This is a genomic window from Maridesulfovibrio bastinii DSM 16055, from assembly GCF_000429985.1.
Taxonomy (GTDB): Bacteria; Desulfobacterota; Desulfovibrionia; order Desulfovibrionales; family Desulfovibrionaceae; genus Maridesulfovibrio; species Maridesulfovibrio bastinii.
The window spans coordinates 159,478-182,937 of record NZ_AUCX01000008.1; the positions used below are offsets into that span (position 1 = coordinate 159,478).

At 39.7% G+C, this 23,460-nt stretch carries 22 protein-coding genes; 12 read left to right on the plus strand and 10 right to left on the minus strand.

The genetic code is table 11. From position 1 onward, the window contains the following. Positions 1 to 72 precede the first annotated feature (72 nt). Positions 73 to 1,086 carry a FecR family protein gene (locus G496_RS20395; RefSeq protein WP_027178144.1) on the plus strand — a complete coding sequence of 338 codons (1,014 nt, stop codon included), beginning with the start codon at positions 73 to 75 and terminating at the stop codon, positions 1,084 to 1,086. A gap of 143 nt (positions 1,087 to 1,229) precedes the next feature. Beyond that, positions 1,230 to 1,853 carry a class I SAM-dependent DNA methyltransferase gene (locus G496_RS18770; protein ID WP_051294818.1) on the plus strand — a complete coding sequence of 208 codons (624 nt, stop codon included), beginning with the start codon at positions 1,230 to 1,232 and terminating at the stop codon, positions 1,851 to 1,853. Positions 1,854 to 1,896: 43 nt separating this feature from the next. Here the strand turns inward: G496_RS18770 and G496_RS0104000 are convergent, their stop codons facing one another. Beyond that, positions 1,897 to 2,835 carry a hypothetical protein gene (locus G496_RS0104000; protein WP_027178145.1) on the minus strand — a complete coding sequence of 313 codons (939 nt, stop codon included), beginning with the start codon at positions 2,833 to 2,835 and terminating at the stop codon, positions 1,897 to 1,899. A 154-nt stretch (positions 2,836 to 2,989) separates the two neighbouring features. Between G496_RS0104000 and G496_RS0104005 the strand changes: the two genes are divergently transcribed. Both G496_RS0104005 and G496_RS20400 read left to right on the plus strand, forming a co-directional pair. After that, positions 2,990 to 3,433 (plus strand): GNAT family N-acetyltransferase, encoded by a 444-nt coding sequence (locus G496_RS0104005; RefSeq protein ID WP_027178146.1) that lies wholly within the window; start codon positions 2,990 to 2,992, stop codon positions 3,431 to 3,433. Between the two features lie 227 nt (positions 3,434 to 3,660). Beyond that, positions 3,661 to 4,827 carry a GGDEF domain-containing protein gene (locus G496_RS20400; protein WP_051294819.1) on the plus strand — a complete coding sequence of 389 codons (1,167 nt, stop codon included), beginning with the start codon at positions 3,661 to 3,663 and terminating at the stop codon, positions 4,825 to 4,827. 5 nt (positions 4,828 to 4,832) lie between these two features. Here the strand turns inward: G496_RS20400 and G496_RS0104015 are convergent, their stop codons facing one another. Next, positions 4,833 to 6,914: a tetratricopeptide repeat protein gene (locus tag G496_RS0104015; protein ID WP_027178147.1), complete on the minus strand. Its 2,082-nt coding sequence runs from the start codon at positions 6,912 to 6,914 to the stop codon at positions 4,833 to 4,835. Between the two features lie 74 nt (positions 6,915 to 6,988). On the opposite strand from G496_RS0104015, the gene G496_RS20405 reads away from it, so the two are divergent. The 6 genes from G496_RS20405 to G496_RS0104045 all read left to right on the plus strand — a co-directional run bounded on the left by G496_RS20405 (position 6,989) and on the right by G496_RS0104045 (position 15,005). Then, complete coding sequence (locus tag G496_RS20405; protein ID WP_051294820.1) at positions 6,989 to 8,689, plus strand: adenylyltransferase/cytidyltransferase family protein; 1,701 nt, start codon at positions 6,989 to 6,991, stop codon at positions 8,687 to 8,689. A gap of 399 nt (positions 8,690 to 9,088) precedes the next feature. Then, positions 9,089 to 9,961: a hypothetical protein gene (locus tag G496_RS0104025; RefSeq protein ID WP_027178148.1), complete on the plus strand. Its 873-nt coding sequence runs from the start codon at positions 9,089 to 9,091 to the stop codon at positions 9,959 to 9,961. Between the two features lie 83 nt (positions 9,962 to 10,044). Beyond that, on the plus strand, positions 10,045 to 11,052 hold the full coding sequence (locus tag G496_RS0104030) for a hypothetical protein (protein WP_027178149.1): 1,008 nt from the start codon (positions 10,045 to 10,047) through the stop codon (positions 11,050 to 11,052). A 16-nt stretch (positions 11,053 to 11,068) separates the two neighbouring features. Further along, positions 11,069 to 12,313 carry a hypothetical protein gene (locus tag G496_RS0104035; RefSeq protein WP_027178150.1) on the plus strand — a complete coding sequence of 415 codons (1,245 nt, stop codon included), beginning with the start codon at positions 11,069 to 11,071 and terminating at the stop codon, positions 12,311 to 12,313. Then, positions 12,314 to 13,738 carry a hypothetical protein gene (locus tag G496_RS0104040; protein WP_027178151.1) on the plus strand — a complete coding sequence of 475 codons (1,425 nt, stop codon included), beginning with the start codon at positions 12,314 to 12,316 and terminating at the stop codon, positions 13,736 to 13,738. A gap of 154 nt (positions 13,739 to 13,892) precedes the next feature. Beyond that, positions 13,893 to 15,005 carry a hypothetical protein gene (locus G496_RS0104045; protein ID WP_156900587.1) on the plus strand — a complete coding sequence of 371 codons (1,113 nt, stop codon included), beginning with the start codon at positions 13,893 to 13,895 and terminating at the stop codon, positions 15,003 to 15,005. A 100-nt stretch (positions 15,006 to 15,105) separates the two neighbouring features. Here the strand turns inward: G496_RS0104045 and G496_RS0104050 are convergent, their stop codons facing one another. Next, a complete protein-coding gene (locus tag G496_RS0104050) occupies positions 15,106 to 16,263 on the minus strand; it encodes an MFS transporter (RefSeq protein ID WP_027178153.1) in 1,158 nt (385 codons plus the stop codon). 331 nt (positions 16,264 to 16,594) lie between these two features. Between G496_RS0104050 and G496_RS0104055 the strand changes: the two genes are divergently transcribed. Beyond that, positions 16,595 to 16,855: a phage regulatory CII family protein gene (locus G496_RS0104055; protein WP_027178154.1), complete on the plus strand. Its 261-nt coding sequence runs from the start codon at positions 16,595 to 16,597 to the stop codon at positions 16,853 to 16,855. A 192-nt stretch (positions 16,856 to 17,047) separates the two neighbouring features. After that, positions 17,048 to 17,524: a phosphatidylglycerophosphatase A family protein gene (locus tag G496_RS0104060; protein ID WP_034632299.1), complete on the plus strand. Its 477-nt coding sequence runs from the start codon at positions 17,048 to 17,050 to the stop codon at positions 17,522 to 17,524. A 116-nt stretch (positions 17,525 to 17,640) separates the two neighbouring features. On the opposite strand, the gene pal is transcribed toward G496_RS0104060, so the two are convergent. From pal to G496_RS0104095, 7 genes are all read right to left on the minus strand, one after another. Beyond that, the gene (gene pal / locus G496_RS0104065; protein ID WP_027178156.1) at positions 17,641 to 18,240 is read right to left on the minus strand and encodes a peptidoglycan-associated lipoprotein Pal; all 600 of its coding nucleotides are present in this window, start codon (positions 18,238 to 18,240) and stop codon (positions 17,641 to 17,643) included. 235 nt (positions 18,241 to 18,475) lie between these two features. Next, positions 18,476 to 19,852: a TolB family protein gene (locus tag G496_RS0104070; RefSeq protein WP_245577860.1), complete on the minus strand. Its 1,377-nt coding sequence runs from the start codon at positions 19,850 to 19,852 to the stop codon at positions 18,476 to 18,478. Positions 19,853 to 19,864: 12 nt separating this feature from the next. Continuing rightward, complete coding sequence (gene tolA, locus G496_RS0104075) at positions 19,865 to 20,770, minus strand: cell envelope integrity protein TolA (RefSeq protein WP_027178158.1); 906 nt, start codon at positions 20,768 to 20,770, stop codon at positions 19,865 to 19,867. Positions 20,771 to 20,823: 53 nt separating this feature from the next. After that, positions 20,824 to 21,246, minus strand: a complete 423-nt coding sequence (gene tolR, locus G496_RS0104080) for a protein TolR (RefSeq protein WP_027178159.1) — start codon at positions 21,244 to 21,246, stop codon at positions 20,824 to 20,826. A 3-nt stretch (positions 21,247 to 21,249) separates the two neighbouring features. Beyond that, positions 21,250 to 21,975: a MotA/TolQ/ExbB proton channel family protein gene (locus G496_RS0104085; RefSeq protein ID WP_034632301.1), complete on the minus strand. Its 726-nt coding sequence runs from the start codon at positions 21,973 to 21,975 to the stop codon at positions 21,250 to 21,252. A gap of 42 nt (positions 21,976 to 22,017) precedes the next feature. Then, positions 22,018 to 22,773 carry an SIR2 family NAD-dependent protein deacylase gene (locus G496_RS0104090; RefSeq protein ID WP_027178161.1) on the minus strand — a complete coding sequence of 252 codons (756 nt, stop codon included), beginning with the start codon at positions 22,771 to 22,773 and terminating at the stop codon, positions 22,018 to 22,020. Between the two features lie 23 nt (positions 22,774 to 22,796). After that, entirely contained in the window at positions 22,797 to 23,459 is a 663-nt protein-coding gene (locus tag G496_RS0104095) for a histidinol phosphate phosphatase domain-containing protein (RefSeq protein ID WP_027178162.1), read from the minus strand. Between the last annotated feature and the right edge of the window lies 1 nt (position 23,460).

Sequence of the window (23,460 nt, forward strand, 5' to 3'; positions counted from 1 at the left end):
TTAAATTATTGTTATGCTTCAATACAAATATTAAGATTGTTTAAAATTACGATATGTATGGAGGAAAAAGTAATGGTTAAAGTTATCAGCTGCACGCTTTGCTCTGCCATATTAATTTTGGCTGTTACTGTTTCCTTATCTTATGCTGCCTATTTTGAGGAATTACAGGGAAAAGTTGAGCTGCAACGAACTGGACAGGATTTTTTTGTCACAGCAGTTTTAGGTCAAAAAATAAGTCCGGGCGATGTTATTAAGACCGGAGCTGACGGTAAAGCCTTGATACACCTTGACGACGGTTCCTCCATAAGCTTCAGCGACAATTCGGAATTTGTACTTGGTGATGAACTTGAGCAGGACAAGAGTATTATAGGAACAATTCTGCGGGGAGCATTCAGGGCAATATTCGTTAAACAAAAAGGCTCACGTTTAGGAACTCCCACTGGATATGTCGGGATAAGAGGGACTGATATAACTGTGACCCAGAACGGTGAAGCCGGATTTTACTTTCTCGATGAGGGACGTGTTGATGTTCACATAGAGAAAAACAGCAGTCCACTTGAAGCTGGCCAGATGACCGCAGCTTATGCCGGAAGAAATCCGCTGCCCCCATTTTCTTTTAACGAATCAAGCGGTCTTTTAAAAGCACATGAAAAACTTAAAAACATAACTTCCATAGCCATTCCGCCATCGTTGAAAGAACGCTCCCAACTAAATGAAATTCTTGTTCGCTGGATTATAAACTATTCTCATTATCTGGCAGATGCCGGACGCCATCACGATGCTGAAACAGCACTGATGATCGCCAAAGAAATAACTGAGGACAAAAATGTTGAAGGTGAAATTTTATTACAAATTGCATCTTTATATTTCTACTATAGAAACGATGCAAAAGAAGCTCTTAAAATATATGATAAAATAATCGAGGAATACACGCATAATCCTAAATACGAAAATGCCCTGTACTGCGCGGTCCGCTGCTCTCTCCTCTTAGGAAAGCAGGCTAAGGCCAAGGGATATGCTGACATTTACCGACACAGATATCCGCACGGCCAGCATATTCAGAGCGTTGAAAGTTTAACGGAATAAAGATATACGCACTTTAATTAAAACGTATTAAAGATTAGTAACACTGATTTCAGTTTACAATCTAACCACGGCAACAAAATCTGCCTAACAAAAAAGACACTCAGATATCAGAATTACCCCTGCTTGATATAAAGGAGACCACCTTGTCAAAAGACGCATTTGTAGAATCTGCCAAAGTTTGGGACCAACGCTCAGAAATCACTCGTATGGCTGCAGAATTTAAGTCTGAAATTGAAAAGAACTATACCTTCAAAAAAGACAGTGTTGCGCTTGATTTTGGATGTGGAACAGGACTTATCGGGTTGCCGCTTGCACCTAAGGTACAAAAAATGTTCATGCTCGATAACTCATCATCAATGCTTTCTGTTTTACAGGATAAAATTAAAGAATCCGGTCTGAAAAATATAATTGTTTCGAACTCGCCCCTGCGTGAAACAACAATGCCCGGCAACACCGTTGATCTCATCGTATCGTTTATGGCCATGCACCATATTGATGATATCAATGCATTGTTCAGTGATATGAACTTTGCACTCAAGAATGGCGGCTCCGTAATCCTTGGCGACCTGCTAACTGAAGATGGTAGTTTTCATGGAGATCAGCCTGTTCCACACAGCGGTTTCGATCCTGAAGAGCTAGTCCGCATACTGAGCACTAATGGTTTCAATAATCCTAGATTTTTTCAAAATGGAGTTGTCAGCAAACAAAATCAGGATGGTTCACTTAAACAATATGGAAAATTTGTACTGATGGCTGAAAAGAATTAGCCTCGGCATAAATAAATTCAGACAAAATATCTGCGCCCCTGATTTAACTGAACTTCAATCTGAATTCAGCTTCAAGGATTTTTTTCGCCCGTAATTCATTAGCTTCATACAGCTTTGAATTAAAAAGTGACTTATGCCCAGTCCAGTGATCCATTACCCCTGATAAACTCTGATGGGCGCAGATATACCCGGCATGATGCACATCTCTAAACCAGGCCATACCGGTGTCATACTTAATGCCGAGATAGCTTTTATATTCTTCCCATGGCTGATCTTCTGCTGTTTTACTCATTACCCCTTCAAAAACATGAGCGCCGAAAGGTCTGGCCGAACCAAAAGGACTTGTGATTGGTCTGGCTTTTTTTAAATTTATGAGTGCGCACCACTCGTTTACCCTGCAGCTAGGCAACGGCCATGGTTTACTATGAAGTGACGGGCAGACCATATAATTGACGGCATCAGTTGGCAGATATCCCTTGGGATCTTTAGCCATAGCAACAAATTCTTTAAGATCCGGACGAAATTCAAGATATTTTTCAGGAGAACATTTTTTATGATGATAAGCTGGACACTGTACACATAATCCAATTTCGCCAGCTGCAATGCAGTCCCCTATTCGATCCATTAATAAACCGATTGCGTCTCCTTTAAAATAAACATCATTATGGATAATAAGAACATAATCTTTATCACTATGTTCCCATCCATACTGATATCTAATGGAATATCTGTATTTCTCGTCTCCTAAAAGACTTTCATCTATATTATTTACCCAGCGCCATTCCTGAGGCTTATACACTGTAACATTGGGCAACATTTGCAAAACAAACTGAGGCCCGAGATTTTTAGTTTCATCAGGCCTGTCAGCAACAAACCAGATACGGTCAATCCACTTTCTACTGTGCTTTATAAGTGAAAGTAAAGAAAGTGCTGTCTGATAAGGTTTACCATAAGCATTGATAAGAACATCAATTTTCTGCATGTATTTATTTTAACCTAAGAAATTTAAATTCGGAAGCACAAACTACGACATTCAAAGAGATGCTGAAGCTCTTTATAAATTACATATAAAACTTTACAACTGAAACTTCCAAACACTTAAAAAACTATTAAAGAATCTATAGACACTCAAAGTTATGAAAATAATAGCAGCTAGCAAACAGAATTACTCTGAGCTTATTCAAATTTGGGAATCATCTGTCCGGGCAACGCACCACTTTTTAACGGAGAATGATATCAGAACGTTGCGCCCGCTTATTCTTGAAGAATATTTCAAAGCGGTAAAACTAGTATGTGCTAAAAACAGCGATGATGAAATTATTGGTTTTTGTGGGATATCTGGAAATAAGCTTGAAATGTTATTTATATCGCCTGACTACATGAGACAGGGTGTAGGCTCAAGTTTATGTCGCCATGCCATACAGGTATTTGGAGTAACAATGGTTGACGTGAATGAGCAGAACGAAAAAGCAATTAAATTTTATAAAACCATTGGATTTCGAATTATAGGAAAGTCACAATTTGACGGTCAGGGTATGCCATTCCCTCTACTCCACATGACCTTATCACAGCAATCTTGAAAACTGATTTAAAATTAAGTCCTTAAATGAATTATTAACAATTCGAGGTGTAAATATTATAAGCATTGCTCATGATTATATATAGCAACAATTAATATAATTATGTAAGCTTATATTTTACCTTCCCGTAAAACAAATAATACGATGTTAATGTAAATTGGTCTATCTGGCAAAGATAACTATAAAAAATACACTGTAATCATTAACCGGCATCAAAGGCTTACTGAATGAGAAATCTCTATGGAAATACTCAAGACAGCATAAAAATTTGCGACAAGACCTCAGCTGCTTTTGAAATTCCAATGACCACACTTGAACAGATTAAATTCCTTTTTTGCCCCACAAAAAAATTCCTGCAACAGAAATATACGGATTACCGGCTCAATGCCATAGTTGTAATCACAGTTTGTACACTTTTATGGGCTTCCCTCTGGTACTGGGACAGGATTATTGATCCTGTGGGAGCAGAAAAGACACTATCACTGCGCTTACTCTTTTTGACTAATTTCTTTTTCATATTTGTTTTTATCTTAGCAAAAAAAATATCCCGCTGGTTAACAACTTGTACTATTGCAGTATGCCTAATAAGTGAATTGCTATTTATCGAAATTTTAAACCGTTTGAATGGTGGTATGACATATGGACTTGCAGGATTCATGTACTGCATGCTTGTTGCTGTGCTGCTTTTTAAATGCTTTTCCATACTGACAAACTACAGCTATACTATTTTGTCATCCGCGTTACCGCATCTTGCTGGTACATTAGGATTTGTCCATAATTTTCCACATTTACACTACGCATTGTTAATTTGGCCGGCAGCTTTACTGGCTGTCATCATTCAAAGTGTGCAGGCTCATGATTACCTTCTGAGATATCATCTTGAAAACGAGCTCAAGGAACTTTCAAATACGGATCCATTAACAGGAACAAAAAACCGTCGTTATTTCATGAACCTTCTGGATTATGAAATACACCGGGCTGTAAGAACAAATCTTAAATTGTCTTTATTAGTACTTGATATAGATAGTTTTAAAAACATTAATGACACCTACGGACACCCCACAGGAGATATGGTCATCTCTCAGATTGCTGAAAAATGTTCCCAGTTATCAAGGGATATTGATATCGTTGCCCGCATGGGAGGCGAAGAGTTTTCCATATTACTGCTGGGAAGTAATATCAGACAGGCCGAGAATGTCGCCGAACGTATTCGTAGCAGCATAGAAGATATAGTTTTTGAGGATCCCAAAAATAAGTCTTTTAACTGCACTGTCAGCATTGGAATTGCTGAACTTGAAAGTCCACATGAAAGCGGACATGACTTATTCATCAGGGCAGACAAAGCCCTGTATGAAGCCAAGAAAAACGGACGAAATAAAGTTGTAACAATCTAAAAAAACTATAAAAAGCACATCACAATTTCAAGAACCTTGTCTATTGATTTTTCTTTTATTCTGGCAGTTGTTTTGTAATGATGATCAAAGTCAGGTTGATAATAAACATCAATAGTTTTTCCATCTTCAGCAAGAAAGATATCTTCCGTATCAGCATAAAAGCATCCGATTCTATGACACATATCTTTCAACATAGAATTAAATCTCAATGAAATTGCCGTTCTCTCACTTATAGAAGGCTGTACGGCCACCAACTCATCAAAAAGGGAAAGATCTCCCTCATATACTTTATCTTTTGTAATCACATCAACTGTATTTTTAGCGCATTTTTTTCTTTCAATCAGGCTTGGAAGATCTATACCATGAACAATCACATTGGTTAATTCCTGCAGAATTAAAATTCTTTTTTGATACGTTTCAATTAAAAACTCGCAGAACTGAACATAATCTAGATCAGATTCGTTCTTAAGAAATTTTCTATAATAGTATCCAAACTCTATATCCCCCTGCCCGAACTTGAGAACCACATACTGGGGCTTATTTTCTATTGCAAATTTTTTAATTTTTTCGAAAAGACCGAGCTTTGATTTTGAGCTTCCTATCCCGGTGATAGTCGCACCTCCAAGAGAAAAAAAGACAGGATTAAAGCCACGCGCTACAAAATGGTCTGGACGATATAGTGTGGTAACCACACTTGAATCCCCGAATACGGCTATAGTTTTCGTACCTCTATCTATTGAGAATCTGCCAATTTCATTTAAAGAATAATTTTTGGCACTAAGAAGCAGACCATGGAAAAGTTCTATCCTATCAAAACATGGCAGAATATCATCTGTCATATATTTATCGATATGCTCCATTGCGGAGGAGGCCATCTTGGTAAAAGAAGGCAAGTGCTGGTAGATGCCATAACTTATATAAGTATTATAGATATATATAATATTGGAGTACAGACTCGGACACCCTTTATACTTATCCCGGAATTTACGCACAGCATTTTCAAATTCACCATACAACCCAAGAGACAGTAGAGACCGCAATTTCCATACAGAACAAATAACTTTATCAGGATAGTTAGCTTCTAAATCTGAATATCTGGCATAGGCTTTTTCATAATCCTTGTTTCTAAATGCAATATAGGCATACCTTTCTTTAGCCTCAAAGCTATCAGGAAACATTTTTATGCAATTTTCAAATATCTTTTCTGCAGCATTATTAAATTGTTTTTCAAGTAAAACATGACCCTGTCCGATATACCCAGTAGGAATATTCGGAAAATCATCAATCAATTTAGAATACCGTTTAAAGGCTTCGTCATACTCAAGCTTATTGAAAGCTACTTTAGCATAAAGATTATCTATACCAAGATTTTTAGATAAATTCTCTTTGCAAAATTCAAGAAGTTCTTCAGCTTCAGCCAATAACTTTTGTTGGAATAAAACAACAGCAAGCCCGATATATGCACTTATTTTTTCATGATCTATACTAATAATTTGACTATACCTGATATACGCTTCTTCATAATTATGTTTTTTTAAGGCAACATTAGCGTAACGGTCTTTAGCAAAAAGATTATCAGGGAAATTGTTAACGCAAATTCCTAAACATTCTTCAGCTTCATCAAAAAAATTAAGAATAAGCAGGACATTACTTAATCCTAAATAGCCTGAAATGTTTTCGGGGTGATCTTTAATCAAAGAAGAATAATAAATATAAGCTTCGTCATAATCACCTTCAGATATGGCTATATGTCCAAGCCTTTCTGTCAAACGCAAATTCCCAGGAAAAAGCTTCTGACAATCTTTCAGAACTGATTTTGCATCGGATAATAACCCCTGCTTTAAAAGAACATTAGCAGAGCCTATATATCCTGAAATATTTTCGGGATTCTCATTGACTAGAGATGAATAGCGCACGTAAGCATCATCGTATGCTTTTCTGCTGAAGGCTGTGAATGCCAAACGCTCTTTTACCCCGACATTTTTGGGAAAAAGCTTTAAACAGCTTTTAAAAACATCCTCTGCTTCAGTAAATAAATTTTGTTGCAGAAGAGAATTACCTTTTTTTATATAATCAATAGGATTCAACGAAAACACCATTTTTTAATTTATATTAAAGAATAACCGCAGGCTGACTTTTTAACATTACTTGAAGGCATAAAATGAGAATAAAATGCTACGGCTGTGCTGTCCCTTCCTGTCAATTGTGCAGCGAGTACATTGATAAAGATTATCCAAAAGAATGTGGACCAATCGCTGATTTTTCTGGTGGAGCGGAATTTCTGGCTGATATCAGCTGGAGTGAATCCTTATACCTATCTTCTATTCAGGCCGCTCAGGAAATATGCAGGAACCGTGGTGCGCACTTTCTACTAGTTTTTACCCCATCCTTATCATGGGTTGAGAATCTCTCTGAACACGAAAAATTCCTTACATCAATAAAATTCGATCCTAACGAAATAGGCAAAGAATATGTCGGCGAGCGCATTGAATGGCTGCGAAACTATTACCTGAACAAAAGTATTATATATGGAGAATTAAAATCATTCAACGAACAATATATAAACAATATTTTTGAAGATGTTAAAGTTGCACGTGATTCAAATGGATTTCCTTTTCAAGGAGAGTTTAAAAGCAAATGGGTAAATGTAATTGCAGGGAAAAGACTTACAACAGAGCAACCTGAAAAAGCTGACAGGACTATACATGTTTTCGGGGCTTCAGAAATATACGGATTCGGATGTGAGGACAATCACACTATTCCAAGTTTTATTCAACATTCAGTAAATGCCTTAAAGCATAATAATCCTGAAACCAGTACCTGGATCGTTCAAAATTATGGAGTCCGAGCCGCGACTCTTAACTGCAACCTCATGAGAATATGGAATGCTGATATTTCTTCAGGTGATATTGTAATTGCTTTGAATAACAGAATGTTCATTCCGTCTGATGGTGCAGATGACTCTACTCCAATTAAAGTCCACAAATTCTATGATATTGCTGAATATAAACGCTACGGAATACAATTTTTAGACTTAAGAAAAATTTTCGAACGTCCCCACGGCTACGGTGAACTTTTTTTTGATCAGGATCACTTTGCATACAACGGAAATAGAATATTCTCACAGAAAATTTTCCATAATATTCTGCCAGTTATATGTAGCAAAAATCCTATCGCAAAAACTAAAAAAATTTCCCCAATAAAAATTGCAAATACGAATACTTCCGAGATATTGCGTCCTGAGCTTTCAGCCTATCTTGATTTTTTAAAAGATAATATTTTTATTTCTGACAAGAAGAATCCTGTAATCGGGGCAACCGTGATGAACGCAAATCCTTTTACAGCAGGACATGCGCACCTTGTAAACATAGCGGCCTCCCAAGTTGATCATCTTTATATTTTTGTGGTTCAGGAAGATAAGTCTTTTTTCCCGTTTGAGACCAGAATCAGGCTTGTAAAAGAAGGGGTTAAAGAACTTAAAAATGTGACAGTACTGCCTTCAGGATCATTCATGGTTTCAGCTGAATCATTTCCTGAATACTTTAATAAAGAAAATTGTCAGGATTTACATATTGATGCCACGCAGGATATTTTACCATTCTGCACCCACATAGCACCATTACTGGGCATAACCCGTCGATTTGTCGGAGAAGAACCTCTGTGTAAAATTACAGCTCAGCATAATAAGCATCTGAAAAGAATCTGCCCGGATTATGGAATAAAACTTATTGAAATACCGAGAATAAAATTTAAAAATCTAATAATAAGTGCTTCGTTGGTGCGTGAACTATACAAAAGCCAAGACTGGGAACACCTATACCAATTAGTACCGGAATCAACTTTTAAACATCTTTTAAAATAAGCATACCCAGACTATAATGGGATAATAACAACTCCATAACTTCATTGAATCGATACTTAACGAGCAGATAATTTTTCATATATCCTAAAGCTCTCCTGAAATATCCGGGAGAGCTTTCTTTGCTTTACAATAGTTATCAATTAATAAGTTATTTTCCGGTTAACCAATTGTGAATATTAAAGCCTTCCAAGCGCTCAGGCCAAAGCATATTTCAAAAAATACGCATAATTTAAAACTCGCAAAAGTAATTTTACTTAAACTTATATTAAGCTTAAATCTATTCAAACCGCCAAAATCATACAAATTTGTATTGTCGTTATGCTCTTAATAATATATTAAAATTTAATAATTCGATTCGCTATTTTTATCTGATCCCTTATTAAAGGAGGATATCATTCAATGCGCTATATGGTATTACTATTGACAATATTAAGCTTCTGCTTTGGAAATACAATAAAGGCTGAGGCAACAGATCTGCCACGTCTGCTTATTATAGGCGATGATTCAAATCCGCAGTCGCTCCCGAGATATTCCCGCCCTTTCAATCAGGTTATAGACGCAATTTCACAATCCCTTTTGAATGAAGGCTTTGATGTAAAAGATGAAGCCGCCCTATCAACTGAAAACGTAGACAAAACAATAAGAAGAAATGAGTCGGAAATCATAAAAAAAGCGAAAGAGCTGGGCATTGATATAGCAATAATTTTTTCAATCTATCCCAATAAACAGATTACTGACAATACAGTCAGGGTCCAGCCCCGGGTTAACGGGCGGCTTCTATCTGTTTTTGACGGATCACGCATGGGCAGCTTTAATTTGAAATCCCAGACTTCAAGCCCGGTAAAAAAACCATTTTCACATAACGAAGAAAGTGAAGCTGTTGCTGATATTTCAGATATATTAGGACGTGAAGTGGGAGAAGTTCTTGCCCAAAGACTCAGTCAATATGTTGATTCTGAAGGAGGAAGATTGCAGGAATGGGATCTCACAATCGATGGATTCAACAATTATCAAGTTATGGATATGGAAGACATCTTCAGAAAATTCACTGGATATGATGCCCATCGAGTAAAAACAAACGCTGCCAGTTACAGAAAACACAGTGAATTTTTTTATAAATCAAGTGCAGACTCAGCAAAACTTAAACGCGATTTCACACGGATGCTGAAAAAATTGGGGCTGAAAGGGACAATCACAATTTCAGGACTAAAAATTACCATAGCTAAAAATAAGGGACTTAAAAGCAGAATTCTTCAACAAAACAGCTGGTAATTTTTTATGATTACAAGTGCAGCTTGAAGACAACATATACTCTTAACTAAAATTTTTCATACATTGTTCAGGGGAGGAATGGTATGAAGTGTAAAAGCATTTTTATTATTGCATGCTCCGCATTATGCATGCTGATGACAGGTTGCGCCTTAAAACGTCCACAACCCAATGCGGAAGTTAAATTTGAGGTTCCTTCAAAGCTATCTATTGTTAAACAAGGCTCCCTGGTCAGAATAATACCGACAAACAACAGCAAACGTGAAACTCCGGGCTTTGCAGCTGAATTAGCCAGAAAATTGAATCAGGCCGGCTACTTGAAAGTCGGTAACGGAAAGAATCCCAAATATATTTTAAGCCTTGATACTTTCTGGGCAGACCGATGCGATAATAAGAGGGATATAAATTACAACATCAGATACTACGCTAAAACTAAGGTTTATAAAAACGGAAGCAGCCACGAATATATAACTCACGATTACGGAGCTTCTTATACCTCTTCCCTTATCGGAGCCGTTGCAATTTATGAAGTAAACAACATTGAACCGCTGGCTTACTTCAATGTTGCTGCTGAAGATACAAAATGGATTCGTAATCAGAACAAACACCAGACCAGAATAGCTTGTGACACGAAGAGACAACGCAACAAGCTCATGGCAGAAATAGTTGTAAATATAAACAGTCTGCTGTCAAAAGAACGAAGAGATGTACCCGTAATACTTCCATCCGGAGGAGACTTTGAAGCCAAACAGCTGTTAAGGGCAAACCGGATCAAGCCGGCAGAAGAAAGGTTAAAACCGCTTCTTCCGCCAGCCAAGTTATCCGAACTTTCTACAAGGCTTTACGACCAATGGAATGAAGAAGCTAAACAGGATGAAAAGCCTGAAAGAAGTATGCCTGAAGATCTTGCCAATTATTATCTGTTTTACATGGCAAAAGAAGCCGGTGGTATAACTGAAGATAGCGCCAGAATTATTCATAATGCCTACACGTCCATAATTCTTCTTGCCGATGATAAATCACTGATAAATGCAGCAGCAGACTCTATGTCCAGACTGGAGGAAACAGCTAACCGTCTGGGAATCAGACTTTAGGTTCCGGGGGACAACTATGAACATTACCATAAAACATATTTTGTTATGCCTTTTGTCAATCCTTACATTTTCTGTTTTATACGGCTGTAATGCCGAAAAAAGAATGGTTTACGCTGACTACATAATGCCACCCAAAGTAGTTTCGGATGTCAGTAAAATTCAAACCATGATAATACCTGAACCTGAAATCATAATCAGAGGATCAGGTATAAACAGAAGGACATCCCGAATAATATCTACAATATTCGCCAACACCATTAAAAATGATTTCAGTTCAAAGCTCTATTACAATGGATATATAAAAGCTGCCGACAATATCTATTGCAATTCAAAAGGATTAAGGGAGATAGGCAGAGACCTGTCCGGGTCAAAACATGGCTATGATATAAAAATCGTCCCGCCGGCAAAACCAGCCAGAATGATCATCAAAGCAAATTTCAGCTATGACAGGACAGAAGGTCGGGACAGAATAAACACTACACTTACCACGACCAATTTCACAACTAGATATACTGATAAAGGAGTTCCGTTCTCCAAAGTGTCATCACAAAATTCAAGAGTGGTAACAAATCTGGTTCCTTTCATTAATATCAAGGTCAAAGGCTCTTTAAGCTGCACCATATATGACAGCAATAACAAGGTCATATATTCCAGAACATTCAGTGACCTTGAATTTGAGAATAAATCAGGCGGAGATTCCGAATCAAATGCTGAACCACCCTACCCGGCAGTTGCGCAGGAGCTATTCACCAATACAGTCAATCAGATAACAACTGATATTTCACCACATAAAGAAACTCGGGCTCTCGTTGTGAATGAAAAAGGAGATTCCGCTGTAGTAGCCCTCATTAAAGGAACAGCTTTTTATGATGCCCTGAACAGGCTTGGTAATATTCTTGATAAGGAAAGCGCACAAATAGAAAAAGAGTCATCTGAAATAAATGCAGAATATGACAAACGCATAAACGAAGAACCTGATGCCGATAAACAGGCTGCATTGGAACAGGACCGAAAAGCAGAACTGGTTGAAGCTACAAAGGACTTTTCTCCTGATTTTGAAAACATGGGAATAATACTGGAAATCCTCGGAGATAGAAATGAAGCCTTGGAATATTACTCAATCGCTTCAGACTATAACCCTGAAAACCAAAGTGCGAAAGATTCACTAACCCGTGTACAAGAACTGGTTAACGCTTCCAGCAGCATTGAAAATCCAAATAAACTGGACAACTACAAACGTGGCAGATTTCAGGAGAACTAAATGCGAAACAGACAATTATTTATATCAGCATTAATTGCATTATTATGTCTCACAGGCGGATGCGTTCAAAAAGTAAAAGTAAACCTTTTAAAACCCGGTGAGATAAAACTGACAGGGCTTAGTAAAATAGCAATCCTGCCATTCAACTCGATTGAATCGGACATACCCGCCGGAAAATACTCCGCTGGCAGCAGAGTCTGTAATCTGGCCCGCAAATGCGTAGCAGATGCACTCTATAAAAAACCTTATTTCCAACTCGTTGATCTGAATCTGGAAAAAAAGATATCCAGAATTAATCAAAATGCCAGATTAAATCACCGACTTGACGGGATTCTTTACGGTCAGGTCTGGTGGCAGGTTTCCAATGAATATAAAAACTATATTCCCAAAAAAATGACCCTGACCAATCGTCAAACCGTAAAATACGTATGCGGGACTGATGATGACGGAAACCCGATTTATTGCCGTAAAACTCTGATTAAAAAAAGATGGGATGAACTTTATAAATCCCACTACCGTGCGGTCACAGCAAGTCTGATGATGAGCCTTTCCGTGTATAGAATTGATAGAAACGGAAAAGTTGAAAAAGTTGCTCACGTTTTTGAAATAGGTAAAAAACCTGCTGTTATCCAGAATGGTGAATATAAAACAAGTTTAAAGATAATAGGATTTAAAGAACAGGATAATAGGGATAAAACTCTTAAGACAGAAGAAGGATTCGGATTTAATGCTTTAGCTTCTCTCTTCAATATGACATCCAAAACAGAAAAAAAATCTGTTCTTGAAAAAGATGTAACAAATAATAACAACAGCATTCCGGCATCACTCAATATGGAAAACAGTATCGCGCAGGCAATATCCAAAAGGCTCACAAGTGTTATACAACCGCATATGGAAGAATTCGATGTTGTTATGCACGGCAAAGACAAAAAAACCCAGACCCTTTTTCTCACAGGAGCATATCAGGGGCTTACAAAATACCTTGCCCTGGTCATCACAGATGGAAATGAAGATCTTGCAGATGAACTTCTGGAAGACCTGACTTTTGAAGAGACTAAAAAACAGGCTGTGCTGCATAAAATGAAAGCCGATTATGAATTAAGTCAGGCGGACGTTCCCGCAGCTCAAAGAGAACCGTTCAATGCTCCCTCAGATCAGGAATTAACTGAAGAGGCAAAATCTGAACTTGGTGGGATGACCAATGAAATTTATAATCTTGCCCTTGCCTTTGAAGGCACAGGAGACTTTGAAAGGGCTCTTGAAATATACCGCTATGGATTTAACGAATTTGAAAGTTCAGATCAGGATATGGCTGATGGTATAGGCCGCTGCTCTCTTGCTCTTGACATGTCAAACAGGGCTGATGAAGGACTCTGTGATCTGGAAAATGAAAAAGTTAAAACCAATCTTGGCCACGGGAATTAACATGCCGGATACCTTTATTTTAAAAAAATCAATCCTACTGACAATATTGATCTTATTTTCAACGGTATCTTTATGTAATGCCTATGAAAATATCGGTGTTTCAGTATCATTAAAAGGTCACAAAAGTTTTAAAATAAAAAAACAGACCAAACTTATGGCCGAGAAACAGGCTATCAGCAACTATCTGAAAAGAGTGAGTCCGGGATCAATAGGCGGAAGATGTGAAAAATCACTCATTGATGATAGAGCGGCCCTGATATTAAGAACTTCTTCTCAGGGAATATCTCAGGTCGGTGACCATGTTGAAGCTTCATACCTTGTCCGCGTGGATGACACTAAGATAAACAGACGACTGGAGGAGCTTGGCTGCGGAGCACAAAGCGGAGCAGTTGATGTTGTAATGCTGATCATGGAAGAACCGCCAAGTCAGGCTGATATTTCCATGATTTTAAACGGAGCTGATGCCAGCGGAACAAGGAAATTAAGAGGTCTTGGACCATTTGTCGTATTTTACAGTTCCTATCAGAGAGCTATAAGAGACAGCATAATTGCCGGGGCCAATAAAGAAGGACTTAAGCTGACCAGACTTGATACCCTTCCTGAATTTGAGCGGATGAAAATGTCTGATGACGACCCTATGGTCGGGGTCTATTTTGATACTGATTCAGAAGAATTTGCTATTAATCATCGACTCTTGAAAAGCGTTGAAAACAAATTCTCCCAGAAAGAAACAATTATCCTGTATTATCGCATCAGCTCACTCTACTTTGATCAGGTGACAAGAAAACTGAAAGCAACCATAGCGATTTCATTGCATGACATAAACGCAGGCGAAACAAAATCAGTAGGAAGTCAGGATTTTATGGTTATTGTCGCTCCGGGGCAACCTGGTATGGCAATCCGTGACGGACTTTCTGAAGTAGCCTCAAATGCTGCAACTCTGCTTATGAATGAAGCACGCATTGAAGCCCTGAGAATGGCTTCCAAAGCACAGAATAAAGCTATGAAGTCAGGCTCTGGTACGTCTGTGGTAAAATTACAGCTTAAATCCAAAAGGAATATGTACAGAGTTAAAACAACTCTTTCTTCAAAAACTGTGACTTCCGCAAAAATTGAAAACAACTATCTGGTAATAACTCTAGCAAAAGGAATATCCGTTGACGATTTTGTTTTTGGAGAACTGCTTGGTACACTTGATAAAATGGGAATAAAAATAGTGGATGAAAACATAAAACTGAGTATCGGAAACAACCTGATAACAGAGTAATATAAACCCAAAAGTAAATGAATGATGAAGGCTCCAACTTTTTTTGGAGCCTTCATCATTTTGTATATAACGATTCAAAATTGATTGATTCTAAAATCGACTATTGCTGAACTTCACTATGCCCTTCTCTCATAATAAGCAGAGATGAAATAGGAATTATCCCACCAAGGACTCCCATAAGCCCGATCACCATAATTTTGCTTGCCCAGTCGAATGAAACAAACTGCATTGCAAGTGAACCACAGATATAAAAAGTGAAGGTAAGTAAAGCAGATGCTGTACCGATATCACGATCAACAGTCTCAAGAATCATATGGTTGCTGACCGGCCTGCTTACCCCTATGGAGAAGGTACCAATAAACATCGTTATCCCGAAACTGACGGGGTCCGCGGCAAAAAGGCAAGTTCCAAGGCCGGAAATAAGAATACCAAGCAGCGAAGCTTTGAGAATCGCTGACGAAGAATAGCTGATACACAGCCGTGAGCAGGTAAAAGATCCAGCCATAAAACCAAATGCATTAAGCCCGAAAAACATTGCAAACTGCTGCTGTGTCAGGCCGAACGTTCTGGTGTAAATATCAGCTGAAGCAGCCACAAATCCAAAAAATCCTATTCCCATAAAAGAAAAAGCAAAGCAGTACGTGCTGAACTTTACATTCTTAATTACAACCAGATATCTGGACAATACAGATAGAAACCCGCCCTTTGTTTTCTCCACAACCGGCTCTTTGAATACAAAAGTGCCATAAAAAGCGACAAGGGCAAGTACTCCCTGAACAAAGAAAATCCAGCGCCATGATGCAAACTTTAAAATAGCACTGCCGAGCATGGGAGCAAGCATTGGACACAAAGGAATAATAACTCCTATGTATGCCAGAAGCTGCTGCCTTTTTACACCGGAATATAAATCCTTTGCCAGAGCCATCGAAAGAGCTGAAGCCGCTCCGGCTCCGGCAGCCTGAATGACTCTTGAAGCTATCAGCATGGTTATTGAGACAGATGAAGCACATAGAATACAGCCGGCAATAAAAGTACCCACCCCGCAAATAAGAATAGGTTTCCTGCCGAATTTATCAGATAACGGTCCGTAAACAAGCATACATAAGCTCAGGAACAAAATAAAAACTACCAGCGAAAGGTTGGCTACAGCAAGATTGACTCCGAATTCCTGCTGTATAGTAGGTATAGCTGGCAGATACATATCCGTAGACAATGCTGGAAAGGCCGCGAGCAAGGTGATGAATACAAAATTAGACATAATTTTCGCAAATCTGGGTATTGTAAAAGATTAAAAAAACAGAATTGAAAAGGGAAAAGCAAGCGTCAGCTAACTAGTGGTTAAAAAGTGGGCAGTCAATCTTAATTCTTAAAATTTGTAAACACAATTTTTTAAGTACCCTCCCCTCATAAATTCTGGACCCTACCCTACCATCAAGAGTAAAACCCTACCCTCAAATACAGTATAATGAGCATCAAATACCAAACCAGCTGTGTTTACTTTATTTTTTCTGCGTAGATAATAGAACCATAAAAGCTGAGGCAAAGCTCGTAATGTTTTAATTCAAAAGACAAACAACAAGGGGTAGGAAATGTCTCTCCAGTCTATTACTAAAATCACGCAGGACATTGTTCTTGAGGGTAATCATCCGGCCAAAGTTGTAGCTGAAAGAATCGGGAAACCATATTCAACTCTTCTTCGTGAAATAAATCCTTTCGACCAAAATGCAAAACTGGGAGCAGACACACTCCTTGCGATTATAAAAGCAACAGAGGAAGTTTCACCACTTGAGTATATGGCAAAAGCCATAGGTTATACTTTGATACCCAAGAGAAGTGCCAGAAACGCATAAAATGAATCCGGCCATTAAGATGAACAAATAAAATTCCATTTAACTGGAGCTGTCTGGTGAATTTATATTTAAAGACAGGCGGGGCAGGATGAAAATTTCCGGTTCCGCCTCATAATAAATTTCAGCGGCTAGACTTAATACACTAAAAATATTTTAGCTGGACTTTAAGTTTTGGTGGTACGATAATAGCTCATGAGCGAAAATCAACAATCACCAATGGTTAAAGCGGCAACAGTCATTTCTACACTTGGTCCGGTAGGATTCCTTCCGAAAGCACCCGGCACATGGGGATCAGCAGTAGCTGTAATAGTATCCCCTTTCCTTTTTTATCCATTCACTTTGCCTGTAAGAATAGCAATCCTTGTCCTACTCTTCATCTTCGGAGCACTGGCGTCCACCCAGGCTGAAAAATCCCTTGGAACCAAAGACCCCGGATGTGTAATAATTGATGAAGTTCTTGGACAATGGGTCACATTCACACCATTTGTTATAATGACCGGGTGGCAATTCATAACTGGATTTATTCTTTTCAGAATTTTCGACATCCTCAAACCATGGCCTGTCCGACAGTCCGAAAACTGGCTAAAATCCGGCTGGGGAATAATGATAGACGATGCAATTGCCGGAATATACGCTGCAATATGCCTCTGGCTTATAAGAATGATCTGATACTTTTAATTCTTAAAAGATGAGCCTGATTTGTTTTGAGCTCAAAGACTGTCACAGAAACAGAAAAAGCCCGCAATCTCTATGATTACGGGCTTATTTATTCAAAGGGCAGACTGCTAATTATAGTTCAGATTAAACTGAACACGACGGTTCTGAGCCCATGCAGTTTCGTTATGAGCCGGATCAAGAGGCTTTTCTTCACCGAAGCTTACAACACTGAGTCTCTGTGGTTCAACTCCAAGAAGAATAAGAAATTCATATACAGCTCTGGCGCGACGTTCACCGAGGGCAAGGTTATACTCTTCTGTTCCACGCTCATCACAATAACCCTCAATAACCATGGATACGTTATCAAACTTCTTAAGAATCTCAGCTTTCTGCTGCAACAGATCACGGTATTCAGGTTTGATTTCAAATGAATCAAAATCAAAATGAATCAGATTTCCAAGATCAGTCATTGCAGCTTTAAATTCCTGCTGCTGTTTCTGTTCTTCAGCTTTTCTTTCAGCTTCAAGCGCTTCTTCTTTCAACTGCTGTTCCTGACGAAGCCTTGCTTCTTCTTCAAGACGGACTTTTTCCTTACTCTGCTGCTCCTGCATCTGTTCTGCAACAGCGGCAGAAGGAGCTGAAGACTCAACACGCTTCTTTGCACATCCGGCAGCAAAGCCGAGTACTAAAGTAAACGCCAAACACAACATCAATGCTCTTACTTTCATTTTTCCTCCTGAACAGGCTACAGTCGTAACAGAATTTCGCCCTACTGTAAGTTCTGAATTAATTTATCCATTTGACATTAAATTGTTTTACAAAAAAATCAAGCAATCAGAAAAACATCTCTGTTAAACTTTCTAAATGAAGAAAAACAGCAAAAAACTCTCATCACATAATCGATTTTCAGCATACATATAACAATGAGACGGATAAGGAAAGGGTGTTGAAAAAATAAGTCTACTATTTAGACCCCAAAGGACCTTTCCATGCAGGAGAAGTTGCTTCGCCCTTTCCTGTCGGGACCAGCATTGCGGGATCTCCATGTCTGGTAGTCATATAAATTTTATATCCACCTGTCCGGCTGGAAGTAAAAGCTATAAAGTATCCATCAGGACCAAAAGCCGGGTCTTCATCATTACCCGGACCGAATGTAAGCTGCTTCTCAGCGCCACTTAACATGTCATGCACAAAAATGCGATGTCCTTCCGAGGTCTGTCTGGAAAAAGCCACAAACCGGCCATCGGGACTTATTGTCGGATTAGTATTATATTTACCGTCATAAGTAACACGCGTTATTTTGCCAGTATCCATGTTAAGCATAAAAATATGAGGATTTCCATACTTACCTGAAACAAAAACCATCTTCTTTCCAGTTTTGTCAAAATCCGGTGAAACTTCAATTGCCCAACTCTTTGCGAGCGGTTTGTCCGGTTTCAAGTTTGAATCAAGCAGATAAATATCGGAATCACCATTAAGAGTAAGTGTAACAGCAAGTCTGCCATCAGGAAGATATGTTGGAGAAATAACAGTGTTTCCGGGAAGATTCTTCTGATCTATACGCCCGGTGGAACTATCCCACATGCAGAGCAGATGCTGCCGTGCCCCAAGACGGGTAAAAGCCATTTTTTTACCGTCAATGGACCAGCATGGGCTTAAATTCACTCCGCCAAGGTGACTCACCTGCTGAAGTCCTCTACCCTGAGGGCTGACAGTAAATATTTCTTTGTTGTCACCGCTTTTACGCACAAACGCTATCGTAGATTCAAAAAATCCTGCATGACCGGTCAACTGCTTCATGACATGAGAGCAGAATTTATCGGCTATACCTCCAAGCAATTCCTGTTTTACCTGCGAATAACGCTTTCCAACGACGGTTCTTCCATTAAAAGTACCTATAAATCTAAGGCTGACTTTCTTTTCACCGTCAGGCATTACTGTCCATCCGGTAGTTAAAGCGAAATCAACCTTGGAAAGTCTGAGAGGCTTTAAATCAACCTGACCGGGTTTGACTCCTCTAGAAGGATCACCACCAAGTATCTGCCCGAGTGGTACGACATTCAGAAAAGGCAGAAAGGAAATATCGTGTCTCAATTCTTTATCGAAAGCCTTAGCTTCTATCGGAAGCGGCAGTTCGGAATTGCCGCGACCTTTATATCTTCCCTCGTCAAGAGTTCTCGGAGGCAGGATTACAATATTAACCTGACGCTGCCCCGGTCCGAAGATATCGACTGTCAGGGTATCCTGACCAAAGGCGGTGGAAACACCGGATGTGCCGCAGATAATCAGGCAAAAAAAGCAGCACGTCATTAATGTTGAGATTTTGTCTACTATTCGCATTTAGATATATCCCTAATTATCAAGATCATGCAGATTGAAATTGACAACTATTTTTTTGATTGAATTTCCGGGAGGTTCAGGCAGGACCTCGGTATCTTTTAAAGCACTGAGCACAGAATCATCAAAGTCAGCATTTCCGGAAGACTTAACAATTCTCACCCCGGTAATAGTGCCATCAGATTTAAGAGCGATTTCCACAGCAGCAGTCATTTCCTGCTGATGACCGCCAAAAACGGGAAAACGCCAGTTTTTCTTAACTTCCTGCCGAACAATCTGACCATATACCTGAACCAGACCTGTGGCAGAGGCTGTCCCATCTCCTTCAATTTGAGCAGCATTAGCCTGAGCTTCTGAACGAAGTCCAGCAAGTTCCCGGGCAACTGCGGCCCTTTCAGCCTTTTCTTTTTTATCAACTTCTTTTCTAAGATCAGATAACGCTCCGGCAAGCAGATCCTCACCACTTGGTTCAGGCTTTTTGGCCGGTGCTGTTTTTTTAACCGGAGCTGGAGATTTCTTCTTCACAGGCTTCGGTTTTTTCTCAGGAGTCTTTTTCTTAGTCGTACTATGAGTTTCAACTTTTTTGGGAGAAATAGGCTTAGCTTTTGGCTTGGCTTTAGGTTTTGGTGGAACTTTTGGCGCAGGCTTTTGCGTGGGTTCAGCCTTAACTTTTGCCACAGGAGCTGCTGGCTGTTTCTTGGGAATACTTACAGCTTCGGGCTTGGAGACTTTTGCCGGAGCCGGAGCCGGAGCTTTTTTTACAACAGGAGCTTTAGGAGCCGGAGCAAGACTGACCAGATCAACCTTATATATAGGCTTATCAAGCGAAATTTTAGTAGGCGAAGAAACAGACCACGTTAAAGCCAGTGTTATAAGGCCAACGTGGAATAAAATGGAAAAAATAAAACCAATAATACGCATCAGGAAATCCGCCGTGTGAAAACCGGAGGAAAATAAAAACCAATCATTAACCCTTACCTTTTCCTGTCCGGCTTATCATCAGGTTCAGCCACTATGCCCAACTTTTCAATTCCGGCGGATTTAATTTCACCCATGACTTTAACAACATCCCCATAGGGAACCTGCTTATCAGCCCGGAGAAAAAGCATTTTATGCTGCTTTTTAACCAGATTCACAAGATGGGATTCCAGTTCATTAAAAGCTACTTTATATTCATCAATAAAAATATCACCGTTACTGCTTATTGAGAGCACGAGATGGTCATCATCCTGCGGCAGAGAACGCACCGTTTTCGTCTGAGGAAGATCAACTTCAACACCCTGAGTCATAAGAGGAGCTGTAACCATAAAAATTATCAGCAAAACAAGCATGACATCAACAAACGGGGTCACGTTGATCTCGGCCAGCATACCCTGACCATGAGTTTTAAGAGCCATAAACTACTCTCCGGAGTCCCTGTCTGATTGAGCTGACTTTGGGTCCGCCCATGAAACTTCACGTTCAACACGGTTTAGAAAAGAACTGGCGAAGTTAACCATTTCAGTTTCAATGCCAGCCAGAACACCAAGGAAAAAGTTGTAGGCGATTGTAGCAGGGATAGCCACGGCAAGACCTATGGCTGTAGCAACAAGGGCTTCAGATATTCCCGGTGCAACAGCTGCAAGAGCTGCGGTTTTGGCCTGCCCGATGGAATGGAAAGAATGCATAATTCCCCAGACTGTACCAAAAAGTCCGATGAAAGGAGCTCCATTGGCACAGGTTGCAAGAAAAGAAAGGGATGAAGTGAGTCTCTTCATCTCCGAGCTTACTCTCTGCCGCAGAACCCTTCGTAAAGTATCCTTGATAAGTTTACGCCTGTGAGCTGGAGGAACGCTTGATTTTTCAAGTGAACGAAATTCTTTCACCGCGGAAGTACCAATACGGTACAATGGAGAAGAACGATCACTGCTAATCTGTTGCAAACCGGAAGAAAGAGAATCAGCGTTCTCCATAATTCTGTTTCCACGCAAAACCATTCTTCTGGCCCTGCCAAGCGATATCAGTTTGCCGAAAATTATAGTCCAGCTCCATAAAGACATCGCCACCAGCAGGCAGAGAATCCCTTTGACCACTATAGTGGCAGATTCCAGCATTGCCAGAATATCACCTTGAGGCATTAAATCCATCACCTTAGCACGCACCTGTTGTTTTATGGACACAAGTCCTGATTAAAATTCTTTTCTCAAAAGTTCGTCTGCTATCAGCGGAAGAATATCTTCTGCCGGAGCATCAAAACTCAAATCACATATTGAAGAATAAGCGGAACCATTTTTATTGATTTCAATCAATTTCCCACCATTCTTTTTAATCTGAGACGGTATCATATTAGCAGGAGCAACTTCACCGGAAGTACCAACAATAACTGCCAGATCAGCTCCACCAGAATAAAAATCGCCTTCTTTCATGGCTTGCTCGGGAATCCTTTCGCCGAAAAAAACAAGATCAGGTCTTATAAGACCTCCACAGCTTGTACACCGCGGAGGTTCAAGCCCTTTACCTTTTCTCTTTGCGACATTGTAATGAAAGGGTTCACCACATTTCATGCAGTAGAAACTGCTGCAATTACCATGAAATTCTATAACATTTGAAGAACCGGAACGCTGGTGCAGGTCATCTATATTCTGGGTTATAACCGCCTGTATATAACCGGAGCTCTCCATTTCAGCCAAAGCAAAATGAGCATTATTAGGCTCTGCTTTAACGACAAAAGCAGCTGTTTCATCCAGAAACTTCCAGACGGCTGCGGGATTTTTATGAAGAGCTTCTATTGATGCGACCTTCTGCGGGTCATATCTGGCCCAGAGGCCTCCCGGACTTCTAAAGTCCGGTATCCCGCTTGCAACAGAAATTCCGGCGCCTGTCAGAGCAACAGCACAGGAAGCACTGCGTATCATAAATGCGGCTTCTTTGACTACTGAACTCACCGGAAAAACTCCTGACCTGCCTCTCAGCCTTTCTTACGATTCATCATTCTCTGAACAAGCTGGCGTGAATTCTGTTCAGCCTGCTCATATTCTTCAAAACTCATACCTGCTCCAAGAGCAACCTTGCGCCTCATATCCAGACCGATGAGATCTCCCGGAGCATGTGCATCATTATTTATGACCAGCTTTGCGCCATACTTGCGAGCCAGTGAAACAACATGACCGTTGGTCAGGCTATGCCCTTTACGGGTTGTAATCTCAAGACAGATTCCCCGTCTGGCTGCAAGTTCGACTTCAACCTCTGAAATAAGGCCGGGATGGGCAAGAATATCCACTCCGGCTTCAATAGCTGCCAGATTTGTTCCTTCAGCGACAGGTTCAACGACTGTTTCACCATGCACAACAACGTGGTCCGCACCTTTTGCACGGGCGCGCTCAACAAGGTCGCCGATAAGTCCCGGAGGAACATGGGTGAGTTCTACACCGCAAAACACATTTATATCAAAAAAATGCCCGTCATTTCTGGCAAAAGGCAGGATGTTGTTTAGAATCAATTCAAGATTGCTGGAATCAGCATGATCAGAGATTCCAATGGCCTGATATCCGGCTACTCTGGCCCGTCTGACAAGTTCAGCCGGTATAAGCTCACCATCGCTGAAAACCGTATGTGTATGAAGATCAATCATA

Bases quoted from the DNA above. Each gene is read 5' to 3' on its own strand.
- G496_RS20395 (WP_027178144.1), top strand. From the start codon at position 73: ATGGTTAAAGTTATCAGCTGCACGCTTTGCTCTGCCATATTAATTTTG.
- G496_RS0104000 (WP_027178145.1), bottom strand. From the start codon at position 2,835: ATGCAGAAAATTGATGTTCTTATCAATGCTTATGGTAAACCTTATCAG.
- G496_RS0104005 (WP_027178146.1), top strand. From the start codon at position 2,990: ATGAAAATAATAGCAGCTAGCAAACAGAATTACTCTGAGCTTATTCAA.
- G496_RS20400 (WP_051294819.1), top strand. From the start codon at position 3,661: ATGAGAAATCTCTATGGAAATACTCAAGACAGCATAAAAATTTGCGAC.
- G496_RS20405 (WP_051294820.1), top strand. From the start codon at position 6,989: ATGAGAATAAAATGCTACGGCTGTGCTGTCCCTTCCTGTCAATTGTGC.
- G496_RS0104025 (WP_027178148.1), top strand. From the start codon at position 9,089: ATGCGCTATATGGTATTACTATTGACAATATTAAGCTTCTGCTTTGGA.
- G496_RS0104030 (WP_027178149.1), top strand. From the start codon at position 10,045: ATGAAGTGTAAAAGCATTTTTATTATTGCATGCTCCGCATTATGCATG.
- G496_RS0104035 (WP_027178150.1), top strand. From the start codon at position 11,069: ATGAACATTACCATAAAACATATTTTGTTATGCCTTTTGTCAATCCTT.
- G496_RS0104040 (WP_027178151.1), top strand. From the start codon at position 12,314: ATGCGAAACAGACAATTATTTATATCAGCATTAATTGCATTATTATGT.
- G496_RS0104045 (WP_156900587.1), top strand. From the start codon at position 13,893: ATGGCCGAGAAACAGGCTATCAGCAACTATCTGAAAAGAGTGAGTCCG.
- G496_RS0104050 (WP_027178153.1), bottom strand. From the start codon at position 16,263: ATGTCTAATTTTGTATTCATCACCTTGCTCGCGGCCTTTCCAGCATTG.
- G496_RS0104055 (WP_027178154.1), top strand. From the start codon at position 16,595: ATGTCTCTCCAGTCTATTACTAAAATCACGCAGGACATTGTTCTTGAG.
- G496_RS0104060 (WP_034632299.1), top strand. From the start codon at position 17,048: ATGAGCGAAAATCAACAATCACCAATGGTTAAAGCGGCAACAGTCATT.
- pal (WP_027178156.1), bottom strand. From the start codon at position 18,240: ATGAAAGTAAGAGCATTGATGTTGTGTTTGGCGTTTACTTTAGTACTC.
- G496_RS0104070 (WP_245577860.1), bottom strand. From the start codon at position 19,852: ATGCGAATAGTAGACAAAATCTCAACATTAATGACGTGCTGCTTTTTT.
- tolA (WP_027178158.1), bottom strand. From the start codon at position 20,770: ATGCGTATTATTGGTTTTATTTTTTCCATTTTATTCCACGTTGGCCTT.
- tolR (WP_027178159.1), bottom strand. From the start codon at position 21,246: ATGGCTCTTAAAACTCATGGTCAGGGTATGCTGGCCGAGATCAACGTG.
- G496_RS0104085 (WP_034632301.1), bottom strand. From the start codon at position 21,975: ATGGATTTAATGCCTCAAGGTGATATTCTGGCAATGCTGGAATCTGCC.
- G496_RS0104095 (WP_027178162.1), bottom strand. From the start codon at position 23,459: ATGATTGATCTTCATACACATACGGTTTTCAGCGATGGTGAGCTTATA.